This is a genomic window from Candidatus Nanoarchaeia archaeon (assembly GCA_035290625.1).
In the GTDB taxonomy this organism is placed as follows: Archaea; Nanobdellota; Nanobdellia; order Woesearchaeales; family DATDTY01; genus DATDTY01.
Genome location: DATDTY010000010.1, coordinates 1 through 17,500, shown reverse-complemented (window position 1 = coordinate 17,500; position 17,500 = coordinate 1). Strand labels below are relative to the sequence as shown.

Here is a 17,500-nt window from a genome sequence, read left to right as displayed (position 1 = left end):
CTAGTGAAGGTTACTGGCTTCCCTGTCTCTTTCGATTCCTTTTCGGCTATGTTTCTCAGCCGCTCAAATAAGCCGAAGGGAATTCTTGCGTTGATTATGCGTTTGCGCATTGTGATACAAGTTTTATAAATCCCAAAGAAGAAGCCATACTGTTCATTTATGGCTTGACTTCTGGCGGGCGTTGCCCGTCGGGGTTAATTTCTTTATTGGGTTGCCTCCTTTTTTTGATGGGTTTGAACCTTAATCGCTAAGTACAACAAACCGAGCATTTTATCTGTAGGAGTTTGACCCTGCAACCCCTTATTCTGTGCCATGTTTTTACTCCAAAACCTTTTGTGAATACTCTACACAGGATTTCGCTACAAAGGCAGCTAGACTTTGCCGTATCTTCGCTCTCGCAGAATCGATCAAATTTGATTCCTGGGCTGTCAGGGTCATATTTACTGATTTCCTTACCTTGCGTTTGAATGCGTTATCTGGCATTTTCTTGCTGAGACTTGAGGTAGTATATAAATGTTCCTTTTTGCAACCAAAAAACTTTATATACCGCAAAGGAAATACGTCCTTTATGCCAGAACCAAAAATAGAAGCTTTTGAGGGGAACAAAGATACCGAAATGAGTCCTGAATCTATCCAGAGTTCATTGAAGTTTTTGACACAGAATGAGCAGGCAGTTCTTTTCGTTTTGCATGATCATAACTCAGCTCTAACAACCCATCAGATTAGGAATTACCTGATGGATGATGCCGTTTATGAGATACTTAAAAGAAGTGTCGATTCTCAAATACTCAGGACAAAAAAAGGATATTTTAACCTAAAATCAGCAGCCTTAGACCTTCAACGGGCCGCAAAAAAGAAGGCCATAGTAAAAAGCACAACAATGGAGAGGAAAACTATTGATTTTTTAAAATTTTTAAGGGCGCAGTCTCCAAGCAGAAACTATCTTGAATTACAAACAACCACGCACCAGGCCAAAGAATCAATAGAATCCTTTGCAGAAATATCCTCTCAAAAAATATCTAATTCAGAAAAATACGGCAAGATTAATCGGTTGTTATCGGAGAATGGTGTCGAAATCCCCAGCTTCAGGACATTAAATACTGTCTTGGAGAGATTAACAGAAGAGAACATTATTAAGAAAAGAGTACCATCTGCTGCTGACCAAAAAAAGAAAAGGAAGATCGCTGCTTTTTGGGTTATACACCCTAAAGTTGATATGTACCTTAATCTGCTAGAAACATCAGTTAAGACTTCTCCCAACCCCGCAATCTTTACCCCTCATCGTCAAAAGTCGCTGCTAAGACGGTGAATTTAGATTTTATTGATGTCCTTCCCAAGCTTCTTTTTCCAATCTTCGGCAACCATTGCCAGAATCTTTGGGTTGGTTTCAAAGGTGTTTAACAACACTTCTAGGAGTTTCTCGTTCCTCTCCAGCCTGGTCTGTGTCCTATCAATCCTTAGTTGGTGCAGCTTTTCCCTGCCCCGCATCTCTTCAATCTCTCCCCGCAGCCTGGCCATGTTATCGTCATAAATCTTCTTCTTAGGCCGATGCCTGTCGATAGCAAAGAAATTGAGGTATTTGTCAATCTCTCCTGAGCTTGGCTTATGCCCTAGACGAGCATTAACCTCATCCCTGCTCCAGCCCTTCTTTAGAAGATTGCAGGCCATTGAGGATCGCAGGTCTTTCCATGTAGGCTTGTTACCTTTTGGCTTGCATTTAATGCCTGTAAGCCTTACTGCCCTGTCAAAGAGCTTCTTGGCTTGGCCATACTTAAAAGGAAACACCAAGTCATCGTCACTCTTTATATTTTTCAGGACCATATCAGCAAACTTGGCAGTCTCCGGATAGTTTGTTATCTCGCTTCTAGATGTTCTGCTTCGCTTCAATATCTCTTTTGGTAAGTTTACAACGTACTCAACCTCTTTTGTATCGGGATTCATTTGTCTTGACCAATCTTTCTTTTTCAGTCTCAAGGCCGAATTAATATTCTCTCCGACATCGAAGCCGAACCAAAACAGCAATAGATGAGTCGGCTTGCTTGCAACAGAGATTAGAGTTCTAAAGTCATCTTCATCAATAAACCTGACTTCTCCGTCACCATTCGGCTTATAGAACTCCATAACCTGCCTGGCAATCTCATCCTTTCCGGCCATCTTAAAAATCTTTGACTTGAAGATTTTATTGTAATAGCTTTGCCTGTCTTTGAATGGCTGCTTTTTTATTGTTAGGATTTTCCCATCTTCCAGCTTGTTATAAACACCCCTGATCTCCTTTTCTGTCAATTCACTCCATGCCTTTTTATTAAACCAGTTATGCGCATTGCGGATCATCTTAACATAACCTAGCAATGTTTTATAACAACTCTCGTCCAGAACGGCCAGGTTGTTGCTTCGCTTCAGCTTATTCTCTTCCCACTCAAAGAACTCTGCGAACAGTCTTTTATTTTTCTTACCGGCGTTCTCTAATATATCCTTCTTGCAATTTAGATACAAGCTCTTATTGCTCATAACAGCAATAGATTTGCAGGCATATATAAACATTCCTGTAATGTTTACTTTTTAGCGTTACTCTCGCCAGAGGCTTTGAACAAAGTGAAAAGCTGGAGGCGAGTCCCGAACGCAAGTGAGGTTGCTCGCCAGAGGCTTTGAACAAAGTGAAAAGCTGGAGGCGAGTCCCGAACGCAAGTGAGGATACTCGCCAGAGGCTTTGAACAAAGTGAAAAGCTGGAGGCGAGTCCCGAACGCAAGTGAGGTTGCTCGCCAGAGGCTTACTCTTAAAATGGTTGAGCAGAATAACCAGCTTTATGTAGTGTCTGTAACACCTCTTTCGGGTCTGTGGTCAAGGCATCTCTAGGATCTATCCTTTTTCCTGCCCCGCATAATAATACCTCTCCAATATTCCGAGGTCCGTATTTTTCAAGTATCTCCTCTCCATATACCATGAGATTAATGAAGTACGCAAGTATTTGGCCGTCCCGAAAAAGCCTTCTGTCAGGAGCATCCTGAACCACTTTGGAGAAATAGTTTGTTGATCTCTGAAGAAACGCATCAGCAAACTCTGGCCTCGGATCCTGATAGCATGCATTTGCTATTCTCTGGACGGCAATTTCACGTATTACTTTAGGGCGGGAGTATTCGCGGCTAAGCCATATTTTATTGTCATTCACACCTTCCCATAGGCTTTCCAAACCTAAAACCTTTTTTAATTCATCATGCTCATGAAACCCCCAAAAGGTCTTGGGATGTACGTAAAATGCTTCTTCAAGGGTTAACTTTCCTTGTCGTGCTTTTCTGAAGATTTCGCTGAAGAACACCAATTGTCGAATGCTGTACATATCACCGGACCGTATAATCTTTCTTTTCAGGCAGTTATCATAGGGTTCCCATAATACGTCATCTTCCTCTTCTTTAGCCTCTTCTTCTGAAAAATACCCGTCGTCTAACAGCATCTCGTACTGGTCTGGGTAAGCCAGATACCAGGGCACACAATCAAAATAGCGTATATAATCGGCAATCTGCATAAAAAGATTCACAGCATTATTCGCATACGGGAAAAGTCTTTCATCGGTCCACAAAGCGATGTCAAATTCGATCTCTTTATTTTTCTCTGAACCGGGTAGTAGTCTCTCTTCAAGTTTCTCAATGAACCCTGCCGTATCAATTGCTCTGTCATACTGATCAAGCAGAAGCGCTCTAAGCTCGGTCAGCTCTTTTAATTTATGAAAATCAATAACTGATTCAATCCTTCTTCCGTATCTCTTTTCAAGAAACCGTTTGTACCTCTTTAGGCGCTTATCTAATCCCGCAATATCTGCGATAGCGTCCTCTTCAGAGAATTCACACTCATCATAAACTGGCGGATAGCCAGAGAACAATCTCCTTTCCAAACCATACCTCTTCTCCCTTATTTTTTCCTTTAGAGCCCTCTCTTTTTCACTCCAGGCAGATAGGTTATAATAATCAAAAACTCCCACTTTTTCCATCATCTCAAATTCCTGCCTTACTTTTGTAGGAAGTAGCGAATCAAAATCAGATAATAAATCCTGCAAATGAGCTGTGATAATCCCCAGCCTTCCTTTGAGATTGGGTAAGTCCTTATCTTTCGGAAAAGGGTCCAGCTTTTTGGTTATGTCATCGATATTAATTGAGTATTCAGACATCCCGCGCAAACCCCCGAAATTATCTCTCCGGTAATGGTATGGGTTTTATAAGGCTTTGCCGCTATCTTAATAAATCAGAACTCGCTTCTTCTCATAATGTCCTCAAAAGGCCTGTACCCATTAATAATCTCCATCTTCGTCTTCCTGCTCTACGCAAACACCCTCAACAACAGCTTCGTCTGGGATGACCACTACTTCATTGAAGAGAGAACTGAAATACGGAGCATAAATCACATCTTCTCCTCCTTCATCCAAGACCAGGTCGGAGTCTACAGGCCGGTAAGGGAATTCTTCTATGTCCTGGCGTACAAACTCTTTGGACTGGATCCTTTTTGGTACCATCTCTTCGGCATCATCGTCCACGCTTTAAACTCTATTCTCGTCTTCCTCATCCTTGCCAAATTTGTCCATCGTTCTTCAGCTCTGCTCTTAGCATTGCTCTTCGCAGCCCACCCTATCCATGTCGAGGCAGTTGCATTTGCAACGTCTAATTTCGACGTAATAGGAATAGTTTTCTTCTTAGCAGCATTTTATTTTTTTATCAATGAAAAGCCGAAATCATCTTACGCATTCTTCGCATTAGCAGCCTTCACCTATGAAGTTACGCTATCCCTCCCTTTTATTATTTTATTGTATATTCTCACCAATAAGGAAGAATTTAATAAGACAATAATGAATGATCATGAGAAAATAGGGAATGATGTCAATGAGTACTCAAACAATCCCAACCCGCTAAAAAAATATACAAAAGCAATCCCTTTCTTCCTGATAGCCCTCTCCTACATATCCATCAGGTTCTTTTTTATCGAATTAATCTCCAGAACCCCCGTAACCCTCAATCAATACCTATTAAGAATACTGGCATTCCCGAAGGTGCTCATAATCTACACAGCAAATCTCCTCTGGCCAAGATTAACAACTCAGCACCTGATCGACTATACCTTCGGCTATGTAATCATCCTTTCCATGCTCCTGCTTCTCATCTTTTTTTCAATCTTCAGGAATGGAAAAATCAGGCTCGTCTCGGCATTCATTGTCCTTGCCCTCCTCCCGGTTTCCCAGATAATCCCAATCCAGCGCGGGTTTGCTGAGATGTACGCATACCTCGCAGTGTTCGGATTTGTATTGTTGCTCTATCATCTCATCTCAGGATACAAAAAACAGGCATTGGCCATCCTGTTGATACTTTTGGCTTTTTACTCAATAAGAACAATTAATCGTAACAATGATTGGAAAGATGATCTGGCATTATGGGAATCAACAGTCAAAACCTCGCCGGAAAGCTCCAAGGCCCAGATAAACCTGGCATTAGAGCTTGCAAGGCAAAACCGCCTCAGGGAAGCCATTGCCCATGCTCAGCAGGCGATCCAAATAAGTCCAGATAGGCAAAATCTCTACTTCAACTTTGCAACAATACTCCAAACAGCAGGATTCTACAACGAATCCCTGACCGCCTATGTAAGGGCCATCGAGCTTGACCCTTATGACACAGACGCCTACATAAACACTGCCATCTTATTGGCAAAGAAGGGAGAGCATGAGAAAGCAGAGCAGATCCTCAACCGCTCAATACAGATCCAGCCGACAGCACTGGCCCATTTCAACCTGGCAATGATCTACAAGGATACCAACAGGACGGAAGAAGCAAAATCCCAGCTGGAAAAAGCCCTGCTCCTCGAGCCAGAATTCACAACAGCGCAGAATTTCCTTGCACTGCTCAAAAATCAATAGGTTTAAAAACAAAATTCCGATTCTCCCGGTCAGGGGCCCATGGTCTAGCGGTTATGACGTCACCTCGACAAGGCACTTGAAATGGTGAAGATCCCCGGTTCGAATCCGGGTGGGCCCATAGAATCCAGAAGCCTAATCCAGCCATCCTGATGCAAAATAATCGCTGATTCCTGCCCCAATATCAAATTTCGGAACAAAGCCAATCTTCTCCTTTGCCAGGCTCATATCGCATTCTGTGTAGTCCTGGTATTTCCCGGCATAGGGGTTGTCGATGTACTGGGGCTTTCTGCTGAGATTGAGGTGTTTGTTGAGGAGGTCTACGAGCCTGTTGAATGTTGTCGCCTTTCCGAATCCGCAGTTCACAATGCATGACTCCTTTGCTGCTGCAGCAAGAAGGTTTGCAGACACGACATCTTTGGCATAGATATAATCGCGCTTCTGCTCGCCGTATTTGAAAATTCTCGGGTTTCCGGTTTTCATCTGCTGGCAGAGCTGATAAATCATGGTTGCGCGTTTCCCTTTAGAGCTCTCTCGGGGGCCATACACATTGCAATATCTCAATCCAACAATTCTCATCTCCGGGTGTTCTTCCATGAATGACGCCGCCCACACATCAAATGCAAGCTTTGACTCAGCATAGGGATTTAAGGGATGGAAATTCCCTGCTTCCTTGTATGGCGGCTGAACATCTCCGTAGACTGCAGTTGAGGATGCATACACGATCCGTTTGCATCCTGTGTCTTTCGCATACATGAAGAGCCTTTTCCCTGCCTCAACATTGGTTGCAAACATCCGTTCCCTGTTCAAATCCGTAGTGTCATTGTTTGCTGCCTGATGAAAGACCGCATCAACCTTGCCTGCCTGGCTCCAGTCAATGGTGCTCAAATCTCCTGTGAGGATCTTGCCCTTAAATTCAGGCAGTTTGTTCTCCACATGAGACCCCGTGATAACAACTTCATACCCTCTTCTGAGCAGCTCTAAAGTAATGTTGGATCCGATAAATCCTGTGCCTCCTGTGACGAGTGCCCTCATGCCAGAAAATGAACAGACAATTGTTTATAAAATTACTGCTTATACAATCACTACTCAGACACATTCAGCTGGAGCAGCGACCATCCTCTGTTCCTGTAGAGGAAGGCATTGGCGATCAGAATCAGTCCGATCAAAAACTCATGGACAAGCAATCCCTTAAATGGGCTTCCCAGGAGAAGATGGTAGCCATTCATGGCAAGCACAACCAGGCCAAAGGTGTACAAGGTGATGCCCACAAAATGGCTAAATTCCTTTCGGTAGGTGGAGACAAGCAGTATCAGGAGAACTGCGCAAAGCGTAAGGATTGCAGTGATATCAAAGAACCCCTCGGCATTATTGACCTCGATATACGCAAAGTAGGCAAGCAGGGCAATCCCGCCAACGGTTGTGAGTAATCTCTTCATTCCATCCTCCTGCAGGCCTCCATGGAAAAACTCACAACACTCCCTTTCGACGAATTCTAGTTAGCTTGCACAGGTTCCTTCCAGCTTGGTTCCGTCCCCTGTGATATTATAGGTTGCCTCAGTAACGCCGTCCTGATAGGAAAGCGACACGCTATATCTGAATGGCTGCCCTGCAGTGCAGGCATCAATGGATCCAGTATAGGTTTTTGAGGCTCCAGGCCCAAGCGTGGGTGAACCGCTCTCCAAATCTATACTGTTAACGACAGCATCATTAAGAGTGATAGTATTCCTCAGATTGTTCTTGACAATAATGGTGTCTGCTCCAGACGCGGACACCGCATAATCAGTAATTGCCACATCCTGGGTTTTCCAGTAGGCAGCAGAGCTCCTTGCAGCTGCAGACGCTCCAATTCCGGGGATTCCTCCCAATACTCCAACAACAACCAGCGATATCACAATCACAACTGCCAGAATAATAAGATACTCTGTTGCGGTCTGTCCTTTCTTCACAGCATTCACCTCGTATGGATTACCCGTTCATAACTTATTTAAATGTTTCGAAATGCCATGGAGATGCCCTAAATGGCTGCGTTCAAAATCGGCGCTGCCGCCCCATTTGCGAGGCTCAATCGGGCTAAGAATGAGCAGCGGAAGGGGATGCTCCGTCCGGGAAGGTGCCGCTCTTTCCAGAAAACTGCTGGAGCTGAGCTTAGCGGCAGATGCGGAGCAAGATTTTGAACGCAGCCACCCGACTGCTGGGCAAAAGCTTTTAAATCACAATCCATTGGAGGTTTTTCATGGCAAAACACGAAGTCATCGTATACTCAACAACGGTCTGCCCCTGGTGCCACAAGGCAAAGGAGTTTCTGAAAGAGCATAAGGTTGCCTTTAAGGATATCAATGTTGGCGAAGACCGGCAGAAAGCTCAGGAAATGATTGAGAAGTCAGGCCAGATGGGAGTTCCTGTCTTGGATATTGATGGCAAGATTATTGTCGGATTTGACAAGGCAGCCATTAAGAAGGCATTGGATATAGCCTAGGGCAGCCAATTCCAGCAGTTCTCAAACTCATCCTTATCTCCTGCCGCTATAGCCGCTATACCTTCTGGGATAGCCTTGGCCTGCTCGGTGCTGCCGAAACGGCCGCTTCCCAAAGGATTCATTCCGAGGCTGCTCTCTGACAGTAAAAATTTTTCTGACTGCTGGCCTTTGTCCCTTTTCAATCGAGAATGTCCGGTATTCAGCCATGATCCTGGAGAAGCTTTCGTGGTCGCTCGATGATACTAAGTTGATAGCTGTTCCAGATTCTCCTGCCCTGGCAGTCCTCCCGATTCGATGGATGTAATCTTTTGGATCTCTTGGCATTTCATAATTGTAGATAAACTCCACATTGTCGATATGCAGCCCTCGTGCCGCAACATCGGTGCACACCAAGGCCATGGCCTTCCCGCCATTGAAAATCTCCATGGTTCTTGTCCTCTTGTTCTGGGAAAGCCCGCCATGGATAGCAATAGCCTGGATACTGTTTGCCCGGAGATTCCTCACCACAAAATCTACGCTCCTTCGGGTGTTGCAGAATACCATGCTCATCCCCTGCTTCTGGTTAAGAAGATGGCAAAGCAGCGACAGCTTTTCATTTCGCTCAACATCATAATACGCCTGTTTAAGGTACTTTTCGTCCACAAGTTTTTTTGCTGTGAACTTCATAGGATTATTCATATACCTCTTGGTCAGCTCCTGGATTTGCGGCGGAATCGTGGCCGAGAAGAACAGGGTCTGCCGGTTCTTCGGGCTTGCCCGTATAACCTTCTCAACGCTTTCTATGAACCCCATGTCCAGCATGCGGTCAACCTCATCCAGGACTAAAATCTTCAAGCCTGAAAGATTAACAGTCCTTCTTTCCAAATGGTCAAGCAGCCTTCCGGGTGTTGCCACAACAACATCTGCACGCTGCAGGTCCCTGATCTGAGGGTTGATGGAAACCCCCCCATACACCGCGATAATCTTGAGATTGGCAGAAAGCTGGACCAGATTGCTTTTCACCTGCTCTGCAAGCTCTCTTGTGGGTGCAAGAATCAATGCCTGCAGGCCTCTTCGGGGAACAGTGTTCTCAATAATTCCGGACCCGAATGCAAGCGTTTTTCCTGAACCTGTTGCAGACTCTCCGATGACATCCCTGCCCGAAATGATAGAGGGGATGGAAAGCTCCTGAATCTGCGTCGGCCTCTCTATCCCTAAATTCTTTATTGCTGTAAGCAGGCTGCTGCTTACTCCTAGTTCTTCAATATTCATGGTTACCTCAAAGCACTTCTCAAGAAAAAGCGAAATGTTCAGATTGTCTGATCAAGTGCTCTCTCGTGATGCTCTGCAAAAAGGGACTTTTACCCTCTATATAAAGGTTCCTGTTTCCAGGTGGCATTGAAAAGTCATGCAATGCCCTTTGTGAGCCTCCTATTCAAAGTACAGAACAGCGACAAAGGGGGTGCTCAACCAAAACGCCTTCTGGCGGTTTGGTGTGCCAAAAGAGCATGGCTCTTTTTAGCACCATACGGGAAATGTCGCTTCCCATGAGAGTATGCACAAGGCGAAGTCGGCATTGTCGAACGAAGTGAGCAACTTTTCAATGCGACCTGTTTCCAGGGCTTTGCAGCAACGAAGGCAGGAGTAACCTCTACCCCTTTCCCAGCGTCCGCAAAATCAAGAACAAAGCGATTAATCCAGCAAGGCCTAGTACCACGAGCAGCATCCTCTTATCATTGGCAAACCCGAAGGGAATAAATCCGATAAAGCCGCCTACGGCAAATTTTGTGTCTACTTTTCCTTCAGATTTTCCGGAATTCATGAGCGAGGCAAAAATCAGGCCAAAACCAACAAAAACCAATGCAATGCCAACCACTTGCTGGAACTCCATCGGCAGCCTCTGTTTTGCTCCTTTTATATATTTTAACCTATAGTCTTGAGTACCCATATATTTAAATACTACATTAGTATATAATTTAGTATACTAGGATAGTGCATTTAAAGAGGTGAACCATGCAAAACCAGACTCTTGATCAACCCTCAGAATACAGCCAGTTCAAGGTAGCTATGGATTCTTGGATCAAAAAATTCAATAAGGACATTTCCCTCTTCCGGCAATACCCCTCCCTTATCGAAGAGAATGCAGAGAACATCGAGCACAACTACGAGCTGACCAAAGAGCTCATGAAAGATGTAGACAGCCTCAAACAGGAGATTAAGATGCTCCGTATGGTCCAGATAGCCATGCTTCAGAAGAAGATACAGTAATATCTCCTATTGAATTATTATAACCTATGCAATCTTTCTTGTTCAAACCTCAAAAACTCGCAGAAATCCTCGTCAGTATAGTCCGACCCATTTTTGATGATTCCCATCACCTGCCTAAGGTCATAAACAACTCCATAATGATATTCCAAAAACCTCATTACTGCTTCTTCATCAGGGATAAATCGCTGGGGACTAAATAGGCTCTTAATTTTTTTAGCATCACGTACGGTATAAACAACGCATTCTTGAAGTCTTTCCTGCTCGAGGAAGCTTAGTTCTAACCTGAAATCCCATTGAAGAATATCCCTTGCATGGTTATACACCTTTGTTTCTATGCCATTTAAATGCATGCACTCGAAGAACGGTGGATCGCTTAAAACCTTTTGCCTTCATCTCATCATCTTCAGCAAATCAACCATCCTGCACGAGAATCCCCATTCGTTGTCATACCACCCAATCACCTTTACCATCTTTTCATTTGCTTGCGTGAGCTTTGAGTCAAAGATGCAGGAGTAGGGGTTTCCAACAATGTCTCTGCTGACGAGCTCTTCCTCTGAGTACTGAAGGACTCTGCGCATCTTTCCCCGTGAGGCTCTTTCAAAGGCCCGGTTAACCTGGTTTGGTTCCACTTCCTTTTTCAGGATGCATACCAAGTCAGTTATGCTGCCGCATGGAGTTGGGACGCGCATCGCAAGCCCATCCATCTTTCCTTTCAGATCTGGTATGACTTCCCCGACTGATCTTGCAGCTCCTGTTGATGTTGGGATAATGGATTCTGCCGCAGCCCTGCCTCTTCTGGCATCTTTGTGATACAAGTCAAGGAGCATCTGGTCATTTGTGTAGGAATGGACTGTTGTGAGGTAGCCTTTTTCTATACCGAACGCGTCATTGAGGACTTTTGCCATCGGAGCTGCGCAGTTTGTCGTGCAGGAAGCATTTGATATGATTGTGTCTGAGGCATTGAGGCTGCGGTCATTCACTCCTACAACGATTGTCTTTATCTTTTCCTCGCCCTTTCCAGGAGCTGAAAGCAGGACTTTCCTTGCTCCTGCAGTGATGTGTTTTCCGCATGCCTCTCTTGTCGTAAAGGCCCCTGTGGACTCTGCAACGACGTCCACTTTCAGCTGCTTCCAGGGAAGCTTTTCAGGCTCAGGCTCATGGAACATTGCTATCTTTTGTCCATTGACATAGATACAGTCCCTGCCTGCCTTGATTGTGCCTGGGAAGATGCCATGCATAGAATCATATTTGAGAAGATATGCCAGGCTTTTTGCATCCCCATGGATATTGTTTATTGCAACAAATTTCAGGCTCTTATCATTAATCCCAATCCTCAGGACAATCCTTCCTATCCTTCCGAAGCCGTTGATGGCAATCCTCATGCCTTATTTTCAGGTGGCGCTGTATTTAAAACTTTTGGCAAAAACCCAAAGATAAAAAACCTAAACATTAATAAACCACGAGTTCCCAAAACACCTTATGAGGGGGGATAAAAGCAGGGAAAAGAAGCTTCAGGCATCCCTAATTCCAAAAAAGCCATATCCTTTGCAGCTGCTGCTCATGTTGCTTATCATCGTCATGCTCCTCCTCATCCTTGTTGCCAACCAGGTAAGCAGTCCGACAGGAAGGGCAGTGCTGTCGTCTTCTGATGAGATAGGCGGCGAGAGATGGGATTCTTGTCCATCCCTGCTCCCGCTGTTGCAGTCCCATTATCATCGCTACCTCGGCCAGCTGGCTTCAGGAATCCTTTCAAGGGATTACAAGACAAATCGCGCTGACCAGTTGTTTATCCTTGACTTCGCAGCAACCTTAGTCAATCATGAGCCTTTCTTTGGGAAGCCCTGCAACACAGCCCTTGTTGCCGTCGACAGCTCTGGAAAGGTGCTAAGCCTGACTCTTGACGAAACCTACCAGTTCACCCAGGATGCCTGCACTCCTGGGAACATGGGATACCTGAAGAGCATGGTTGATGCCTATGTGCAGTGCGCCCATGACTCGAGAGTCTGCTACGACATCACGTTAGACAAAAGCCTTGCCAAGGCATTGCGGGAATCTGGATCAGAGCTCCTCAGCAGCCTCAATAGCTTCGACATTGATGCGTACTGTAGGACTGTACAATGAAGCAATTCCTGTTGGCACTATTGGTAATCCTTCTCGTGGCATGCCAGCAGGCACCGGTATCTGAGCAGATTCCTGGCCAGGAGCCAGCCCAGGAAGCCCCTCTTGATCAGCAGCAAGAACCATCTTCTGGCCAGCCTCAGGAAATCTCCCCCAATCAACTCGCTGATGAAGCTCCTGCCGAAGCTCCTGCCTCTGATGCGCTTCAATTTCTCACAATTGACATCCATCGCAAATCCTTTGAGCCGCCTTCTGCGACTGCGGGCCAGGGAACCAAGCTTGTGCTGACAAACAGGGACACCATTTCTCATCCTGTGTACATCCGTTTTGAGGATGAAGTCTTTCTCGCCACAAAAATCATAAAGCCCGAGGCCTCTCTGACCGTCATCCTTGATCGCGCAGGCATCTACAAGCTTTTTGAGTCAACCTACGGCCTCAAGGGACGCATCGATGTCCAGAAGAGCCTCGTCATCGTTCCAGGAAAAGTTGATTAATCCTTCCGGATCTTTGCTACAAAGAACCCTTCAGTATCATTATCCTGCGGCCAGATGCGAAGGCATTTGCATATCTCGCTGTTATAGCTTTTTTCCTGAAACCGCAAAATACAGCTGCTTCGCTTCAGGCCTTTAAGCTCTATCTCTTCAATTCGGCTATTGTTGAATTTCTGGAGAAGGAAATCAATAACCTGTTCATTCTCCTCAGGCTCGGTTGAGCAGGTCGAATACACCAATGCCCCCCCTTTTCTGAGAGTTTCAAATGCGGCTGAAATCAGCTGCTTCTGCGTTCCAGAAAGCCTCCTGATCATGTTTGGGTTCCAGATGCGAAGCGTGCTGGGGCTCTTTGCAATAGTCCCTGTTCCAGAGCATGGCGCATCCACAAGGATTCTGTCAAACTCAATATTCTTGAACCACTGCCCTTGCATCAAAGTGATGATCGCATTCATCACCCCAGAGCGCTGGAGATTCATCCCCAAAGGGCTCATCCTGTCTCCCTTGAAATCATTGGCAACAAGGAGCCCCTCATTCTTCATCATGGATGCGATCTGCGAAGCCTTGCTGCCTGGAGATGCGCACATATCCAGGACCTTCTCGCCCGGCTGAGGCTCAAGCACCAAAGGGGGGATCATGGAAGCCGCTTCCTGCACATAGATATAGCCCAATTTGTAAGCCCGCGTATTTCCGATATCCCTCCTTCCATCCTTATGCTCAACCCAAAATCCCTCAGGACACCAGGGGATCTGCGTAAGCTTCCACCCTTCTTCCTTAAGCCGCTCTTTTCCATCCTTCAATGAAATCTTAAGGGTATTTATCCGCACAGATCTCCTTGGAAATGAAAGAACGGTTTTTTTAAACTCCTCAAAGTCAGTCAATGCTGCATACCTCTCTATGAATGCAGGCTTGAACTCAATCGCATCAGCATTGGGAAAAGGAGTTCTCATGCCAAGAGGGGACTGCGCCGCCCTATAATAATGTTTTTAAATGGGCCTTTAACCCGGTGCAGCATGAAACTTGAAGGAAGAGAACTTTTGCTTGCGAGAGTGTTCGATGCAGCAAACACTCCGCTGAAACTGCTGATGGGAGGATACATATTGGATGGAACTCCAACGGATGGGTGTGAGGTTTTCAGCAGGCTTGAGCAGTTGGTAAAGCACCATGCAATCACGCTCCCTGCGCTGCATGGCGGAGGCAAGCGGAAGGATCTTGAGAAGAGGCTTAGAGGAAGCCTTGGCACCCTGTTCCCTTTTTTGGAAGAAAAGCCTGCTGTACATGGCTGGGCTTTGAATCAGCTCGGCATTACAGTCCTTAAGCCGGCTGCAAAATTTTTGGCATATGCAGATGCATCTTCTGCCAGAATATCTGAATTTTTTGGGCTGGCCAAAGACCATGGGCCTTATATCACGTACCGTGCGCTCAGGCATATCGTTGCAGGAGAAGCCTGTCAGAAATCAGATCTGATTCGGTTGCTTGAGGTGACGCCTAAAGTCATTGGTAACCGGCTGGAATGGCTGGACAGGCTTGGCCTGATTCAATATCGCACGTTGAAAAAGGATGGGAAAATCCGGTTTTCTCTTACTCCTTATGGGAGGGAATCCAGTCCAGACTTTGCACACTATGAACACCCAATCCTGCATGAAAAAGTGTACAGGTCCCTTCTTGAAGCCAAAGAGCCTTTGACTCATGATGAGGTTATGGCAGCAATCCAGCATTCGAGCCCTACCCGGGCTGTCCAAACTCTCAGGAGCTTTGAGAGGCAGGGAGTGGTTATTCCTGACAAAATCTACTGGGGCGGCGAAAGAGAGACATCTATCGAAGCTCTCCCTCGAGGCATGTCCTTTTTTGATGATTACCTGAAAGTGATTGCTGACTTTGTCTTGTATGACTGCAACACACAGGAGTACCAGACAGCAAAAAACCATATTGATTCCCATCCCCTCTGGCCTAAATTTCTTGGCAAACTCTTTTCAGGATCAAACAATGAGAAGCCAGTCAAATATGATTAAATTCAAAGGCACTTCGCCATATACGGCCCTTCAAGCCGGTACCCTAGTTTTTCATAATACTTTCTGACACCAACACCCGAGATCACAACCATCTTGTCTTTTCCAGCCTTGGCAGCAATCCCTTCAGCAGCCGCAAGCAGCCTCTTTCCAAGCCCGGCATGCTGGATTATCCCCTGCTTGCCTATCGGAACAGCAGCGCCATACACATGAAGCTCCCGGATTAATGCAGATTTCTCTGTGATCTCCTCCCTCAGGCACTGAGAAGGAAACCGCATCCTGCAGAAGCCGAGCAGCAAATCTCCGGCTTCAGCTGAAATGAAGCATTCCTTTCCACCGCTCGCTTCATACTCCATCACGCAAATCTCTGTCTCAGAAGCATCAATCACCCTTCCTCTGGGCTCCCTGCAGCGGATGCATCTGCATCTTATCCCCTGTTGTTCTTTTGCCTCTTCGATGTATTGCCGAAGGTTTGTCCTGTCAACCCCGGCCTCAGTCTTATTTGTCGGAATATCCCTCTGGATCCTCATGATCCTGCAGTATTCTGGCACAATCCTCTTCAATTCAAGAACCAGATTAACTGCTTCAAGTGTTGTGAGTGGTGTGAAAAGCCCATTTCTATAGTCTTCAAACAGTTTTGTTCCAGGCATCACCATGCAGGGATATACCTTCAGCATGTCAGGCCTGTATGCAGGATTTTCAAAGTATTCCCTGAATGAATCAACATCCATCTCTTTTGTGACTTGAGGAAGCCCCGGCATGATATGGAAGTTGAGCTTGAAGCCAAGGTCCCTCAATACCTGAATCGATTTTTTTGAATCTTCGATACTATGTCCCCGGTTTGTTGCTCTCAGGACATGGTCATACGTTGTCTGGATGCCAAGTTCGACTCTTGTGCATCCCAATTCAAGCATCTGGTCTGCATGCTGCAGCAGCCCCCAATCCGGCTTAGTCTCAATGGTCAGGCCAATGCAGCGAAGGCTAGCAGTCTCATTCTCCTTCTTCGCTTCTTCCAGAGGCACCCTTCTTTCTTCTTTGATCCTCAGCAGCTTCTCATGAATGCGTCTTGTCCTCTCTTCATTTTGAATATCACTGGGGAGCTCAAAGACTTCTTTAAATCTCTCCAGGTCAAGCTCTGGCCTGAAAAATAGCCATGAGAAATCATTCAGCGCCTGATACATATCCCGGACAAACTCAGCCTGATACAGCTTCGGATAAGCCGGAAATGTCCCTCCCTGGACAATCAATTCCACCTTGTCCGGCATATGGCCTGCAGCAATATAATGCTCCAGCCGGTTCATAGTCGTGAGGTAAGCATCATACCCGTTTCTGATCGACCTCCTTGTTGACGGCTCTGCCCCTGTATACGACTGGGGGACATCCCCAAAAAACGATTTTGGTCCTCCAGGGCAAAATGTACATCTGCCATGCGGGCAGGGAAACGGCTTTGTCATCAGGGCAATAACAGATACTCCTGAGAGCGTCCTGACAGGCTTGGCTCTTAAATTTCCTATGCTGGCCCTGTCCTTGACGTTCAGGAAAACCTCAATATCCTTAGGCATCCGCTTGAGATGGTATTTCCTGCAGAGCCTGTGCTTAAGAAGATTGAGCTCCTTCTTCGACATCTCTCTCTTACGGATCTCTTCAACCAGCTCCTGCATGAAATCTTGCATCCAGCCTCAGAATCCCTGAGGTTTTATAAAGATTAGCGGCTGCCGCCAATTTTGCGAGGCTCGACAACAGTTCTCATCGCAAGCGGAGGAGGTTGTCCAATCCGGGGCGGTGCCGCTCTTTGCTGAAAACATGAAGAGCCGAGCTGCTCCGAAGGAGCGACCAAAAATGCAGGGCATTTTTGAGCACGGCGGCAGCCGAATAATAGAATGAATGCTGGTGCTAAATCAGCGGACAGCAAATCTCAAGGCGCGTGCATGCCTCCTAGCTTCTCAATAATCTTCTCTGGCACTTCACTGATACTAATCACCCTTCCAAGCTTCTTTGAGCTGAGGTAACAGCCTCTCTGAGACTCAATCAGGATGATATTGCTAGGAAACTCATTCACCAGCTGCATTGCAAGCAAATCCTCAATCGCATGCTCCGCCCGGATCTTCCCGTAGAGCACTCCATGCTCTTTGAGGAAAAGCCTGAAATCTTTCCGTTTAGCTTTGAGTTCGTCCACCACCGCCTGGCTAAGATTTAGAGAGTTTCTTTCCTCAAGGAAGGCAAGTCCATCAAAAAGCTTGTGCCGCTGCGCCAGATCCATAAGACTCTTGT

21 protein-coding genes and 1 tRNA gene are annotated in these 17,500 nt (G+C 46.0%); 9 read left to right on the top strand and 13 right to left on the bottom strand.

Translation table 11 applies throughout. From position 1 onward, the window contains the following. Window positions 1–318: 318 nt before the first annotated feature. Window positions 319–483, bottom strand: a complete 165-nt coding sequence (locus VJB08_00715; protein HLD42493.1) for a hypothetical protein — start codon at window positions 481–483, stop codon at window positions 319–321. 85 nt (window positions 484–568) lie between these two features. On the opposite strand from VJB08_00715, the gene VJB08_00710 reads away from it, so the two are divergent. After that, the gene (locus VJB08_00710) at window positions 569–1,309 is read left to right on the top strand and encodes a hypothetical protein (protein HLD42492.1); all 741 of its coding nucleotides are present in this window, start codon (window positions 569–571) and stop codon (window positions 1,307–1,309) included. 2 nt (window positions 1,310–1,311) lie between these two features. Here the strand turns inward: VJB08_00710 and VJB08_00705 are convergent, their stop codons facing one another. Both VJB08_00705 and VJB08_00700 read right to left on the bottom strand, forming a co-directional pair. After that, window positions 1,312–2,508: a hypothetical protein gene (locus VJB08_00705; GenBank protein ID HLD42491.1), complete on the bottom strand. Its 1,197-nt coding sequence runs from the start codon at window positions 2,506–2,508 to the stop codon at window positions 1,312–1,314. A 266-nt stretch (window positions 2,509–2,774) separates the two neighbouring features. After that, the gene (locus VJB08_00700; protein ID HLD42490.1) at window positions 2,775–3,986 is read right to left on the bottom strand and encodes a hypothetical protein; all 1,212 of its coding nucleotides are present in this window, start codon (window positions 3,984–3,986) and stop codon (window positions 2,775–2,777) included. Between the two features lie 270 nt (window positions 3,987–4,256). Here VJB08_00700 and VJB08_00695 point away from each other — a divergent pair, with 270 nt between their 5' ends. After that, window positions 4,257–5,891 carry a tetratricopeptide repeat protein gene (locus tag VJB08_00695; protein HLD42489.1) on the top strand — a complete coding sequence of 545 codons (1,635 nt, stop codon included), beginning with the start codon at window positions 4,257–4,259 and terminating at the stop codon, window positions 5,889–5,891. Window positions 5,892–5,924: 33 nt separating this feature from the next. Next, window positions 5,925–6,009 (top strand) — tRNA-Val (locus VJB08_00690). Between the two features lie 14 nt (window positions 6,010–6,023). Here the strand turns inward: VJB08_00690 and VJB08_00685 are convergent. The 3 genes from VJB08_00685 to VJB08_00675 are packed head-to-tail and all read right to left on the bottom strand — an operon-like array spanning window position 6,024 to window position 7,837. After that, window positions 6,024–6,923, bottom strand: coding sequence for an NAD-dependent epimerase/dehydratase family protein (locus VJB08_00685; GenBank protein ID HLD42488.1), 900 nt, complete (start codon window positions 6,921–6,923; stop codon window positions 6,024–6,026). A 50-nt stretch (window positions 6,924–6,973) separates the two neighbouring features. Next, entirely contained in the window at window positions 6,974–7,327 is a 354-nt protein-coding gene (locus VJB08_00680; protein ID HLD42487.1) for a hypothetical protein, read from the bottom strand. Window positions 7,328–7,387: 60 nt separating this feature from the next. After that, window positions 7,388–7,837, bottom strand: a complete 450-nt coding sequence (locus VJB08_00675) for a hypothetical protein (GenBank protein ID HLD42486.1) — start codon at window positions 7,835–7,837, stop codon at window positions 7,388–7,390. A 72-nt stretch (window positions 7,838–7,909) separates the two neighbouring features. On the opposite strand from VJB08_00675, the gene VJB08_00670 reads away from it, so the two are divergent. Together VJB08_00670 and VJB08_00665 are read left to right on the top strand one after the other, a co-directional pair. Further along, window positions 7,910–8,065: a hypothetical protein gene (locus VJB08_00670; protein ID HLD42485.1), complete on the top strand. Its 156-nt coding sequence runs from the start codon at window positions 7,910–7,912 to the stop codon at window positions 8,063–8,065. A gap of 59 nt (window positions 8,066–8,124) precedes the next feature. After that, window positions 8,125–8,367 (top strand): glutaredoxin domain-containing protein, encoded by a 243-nt coding sequence (locus VJB08_00665; GenBank protein ID HLD42484.1) that lies wholly within the window; start codon window positions 8,125–8,127, stop codon window positions 8,365–8,367. 33 nt (window positions 8,368–8,400) lie between these two features. Here the strand turns inward: VJB08_00665 and VJB08_00660 are convergent, their stop codons facing one another. Then, on the bottom strand, window positions 8,401–9,618 hold the full coding sequence (locus VJB08_00660) for a DEAD/DEAH box helicase (protein HLD42483.1): 1,218 nt from the start codon (window positions 9,616–9,618) through the stop codon (window positions 8,401–8,403). A gap of 379 nt (window positions 9,619–9,997) precedes the next feature. After that, window positions 9,998–10,237 carry a hypothetical protein gene (locus tag VJB08_00655; protein ID HLD42482.1) on the bottom strand — a complete coding sequence of 80 codons (240 nt, stop codon included), beginning with the start codon at window positions 10,235–10,237 and terminating at the stop codon, window positions 9,998–10,000. Between the two features lie 122 nt (window positions 10,238–10,359). On the opposite strand from VJB08_00655, the gene VJB08_00650 reads away from it, so the two are divergent. After that, complete coding sequence (locus VJB08_00650; protein HLD42481.1) at window positions 10,360–10,614, top strand: hypothetical protein; 255 nt, start codon at window positions 10,360–10,362, stop codon at window positions 10,612–10,614. A gap of 17 nt (window positions 10,615–10,631) precedes the next feature. On the opposite strand, the gene VJB08_00645 is transcribed toward VJB08_00650, so the two are convergent. After that, window positions 10,632–10,964 (bottom strand): hypothetical protein, encoded by a 333-nt coding sequence (locus tag VJB08_00645; protein HLD42480.1) that lies wholly within the window; start codon window positions 10,962–10,964, stop codon window positions 10,632–10,634. Window positions 10,965–11,003: 39 nt separating this feature from the next. After that, window positions 11,004–11,996, bottom strand: coding sequence for a type I glyceraldehyde-3-phosphate dehydrogenase (gene gap, locus VJB08_00640; protein ID HLD42479.1), 993 nt, complete (start codon window positions 11,994–11,996; stop codon window positions 11,004–11,006). Window positions 11,997–12,093: 97 nt separating this feature from the next. Between gap and VJB08_00635 the strand changes: the two genes are divergently transcribed. Next, on the top strand, window positions 12,094–12,735 hold the full coding sequence (locus VJB08_00635) for a hypothetical protein (GenBank protein HLD42478.1): 642 nt from the start codon (window positions 12,094–12,096) through the stop codon (window positions 12,733–12,735). Continuing rightward, on the top strand, window positions 12,732–13,226 hold the full coding sequence (locus VJB08_00630; GenBank protein HLD42477.1) for a hypothetical protein: 495 nt from the start codon (window positions 12,732–12,734) through the stop codon (window positions 13,224–13,226). The genes VJB08_00635 and VJB08_00630 overlap by 4 nt, the downstream gene beginning before the upstream one ends. Here VJB08_00630 and VJB08_00625 read toward each other — a convergent pair. Next, entirely contained in the window at window positions 13,223–14,170 is a 948-nt protein-coding gene (locus VJB08_00625) for an RsmB/NOP family class I SAM-dependent RNA methyltransferase (GenBank protein ID HLD42476.1), read from the bottom strand. The two genes, VJB08_00630 and VJB08_00625, sit on opposite strands and share 4 nt — an antisense overlap. A 63-nt stretch (window positions 14,171–14,233) precedes the next feature. On the opposite strand from VJB08_00625, the gene VJB08_00620 reads away from it, so the two are divergent. Beyond that, window positions 14,234–15,232 carry a hypothetical protein gene (locus tag VJB08_00620; protein HLD42475.1) on the top strand — a complete coding sequence of 333 codons (999 nt, stop codon included), beginning with the start codon at window positions 14,234–14,236 and terminating at the stop codon, window positions 15,230–15,232. 2 nt (window positions 15,233–15,234) lie between these two features. On the opposite strand, the gene VJB08_00615 is transcribed toward VJB08_00620, so the two are convergent. Continuing rightward, window positions 15,235–16,902 carry a tRNA uridine(34) 5-carboxymethylaminomethyl modification radical SAM/GNAT enzyme Elp3 gene (locus VJB08_00615; GenBank protein HLD42474.1) on the bottom strand — a complete coding sequence of 556 codons (1,668 nt, stop codon included), beginning with the start codon at window positions 16,900–16,902 and terminating at the stop codon, window positions 15,235–15,237. Between the two features lie 242 nt (window positions 16,903–17,144). Next, on the bottom strand, window positions 17,145–17,500 hold a 356-nt coding region (locus tag VJB08_00610; protein HLD42473.1), incomplete at its 5' end, for a hypothetical protein.

Bases quoted from the DNA above. Each gene is read 5' to 3' on its own strand.
- VJB08_00670 (HLD42485.1), top strand. From the start codon at position 7,910: ATGGCTGCGTTCAAAATCGGCGCTGCCGCCCCATTTGCGAGGCTCAAT.
- VJB08_00650 (HLD42481.1), top strand. From the start codon at position 10,360: ATGCAAAACCAGACTCTTGATCAACCCTCAGAATACAGCCAGTTCAAG.
- VJB08_00635 (HLD42478.1), top strand. From the start codon at position 12,094: ATGAGGGGGGATAAAAGCAGGGAAAAGAAGCTTCAGGCATCCCTAATT.
- VJB08_00620 (HLD42475.1), top strand. From the start codon at position 14,234: ATGAAACTTGAAGGAAGAGAACTTTTGCTTGCGAGAGTGTTCGATGCA.
- VJB08_00660 (HLD42483.1), bottom strand. From the start codon at position 9,618: ATGAATATTGAAGAACTAGGAGTAAGCAGCAGCCTGCTTACAGCAATA.
- VJB08_00715 (HLD42493.1), bottom strand. From the start codon at position 483: ATGCCAGATAACGCATTCAAACGCAAGGTAAGGAAATCAGTAAATATG.
- VJB08_00680 (HLD42487.1), bottom strand. From the start codon at position 7,327: ATGAAGAGATTACTCACAACCGTTGGCGGGATTGCCCTGCTTGCCTAC.
- VJB08_00645 (HLD42480.1), bottom strand. From the start codon at position 10,964: ATGCATTTAAATGGCATAGAAACAAAGGTGTATAACCATGCAAGGGAT.
- VJB08_00630 (HLD42477.1), top strand. From the start codon at position 12,732: ATGAAGCAATTCCTGTTGGCACTATTGGTAATCCTTCTCGTGGCATGC.
- VJB08_00655 (HLD42482.1), bottom strand. From the start codon at position 10,237: ATGGAGTTCCAGCAAGTGGTTGGCATTGCATTGGTTTTTGTTGGTTTT.
- VJB08_00710 (HLD42492.1), top strand. From the start codon at position 569: ATGCCAGAACCAAAAATAGAAGCTTTTGAGGGGAACAAAGATACCGAA.
- VJB08_00665 (HLD42484.1), top strand. From the start codon at position 8,125: ATGGCAAAACACGAAGTCATCGTATACTCAACAACGGTCTGCCCCTGG.
- gap (HLD42479.1), bottom strand. From the start codon at position 11,996: ATGAGGATTGCCATCAACGGCTTCGGAAGGATAGGAAGGATTGTCCTG.
- VJB08_00615 (HLD42474.1), bottom strand. From the start codon at position 16,902: ATGCAAGATTTCATGCAGGAGCTGGTTGAAGAGATCCGTAAGAGAGAG.
- VJB08_00700 (HLD42490.1), bottom strand. From the start codon at position 3,986: ATGATGGAAAAAGTGGGAGTTTTTGATTATTATAACCTATCTGCCTGG.
- VJB08_00685 (HLD42488.1), bottom strand. From the start codon at position 6,923: ATGAGGGCACTCGTCACAGGAGGCACAGGATTTATCGGATCCAACATT.
- VJB08_00695 (HLD42489.1), top strand. From the start codon at position 4,257: ATGTCCTCAAAAGGCCTGTACCCATTAATAATCTCCATCTTCGTCTTC.
- VJB08_00705 (HLD42491.1), bottom strand. From the start codon at position 2,508: ATGAGCAATAAGAGCTTGTATCTAAATTGCAAGAAGGATATATTAGAG.
- VJB08_00625 (HLD42476.1), bottom strand. From the start codon at position 14,170: ATGAGAACTCCTTTTCCCAATGCTGATGCGATTGAGTTCAAGCCTGCA.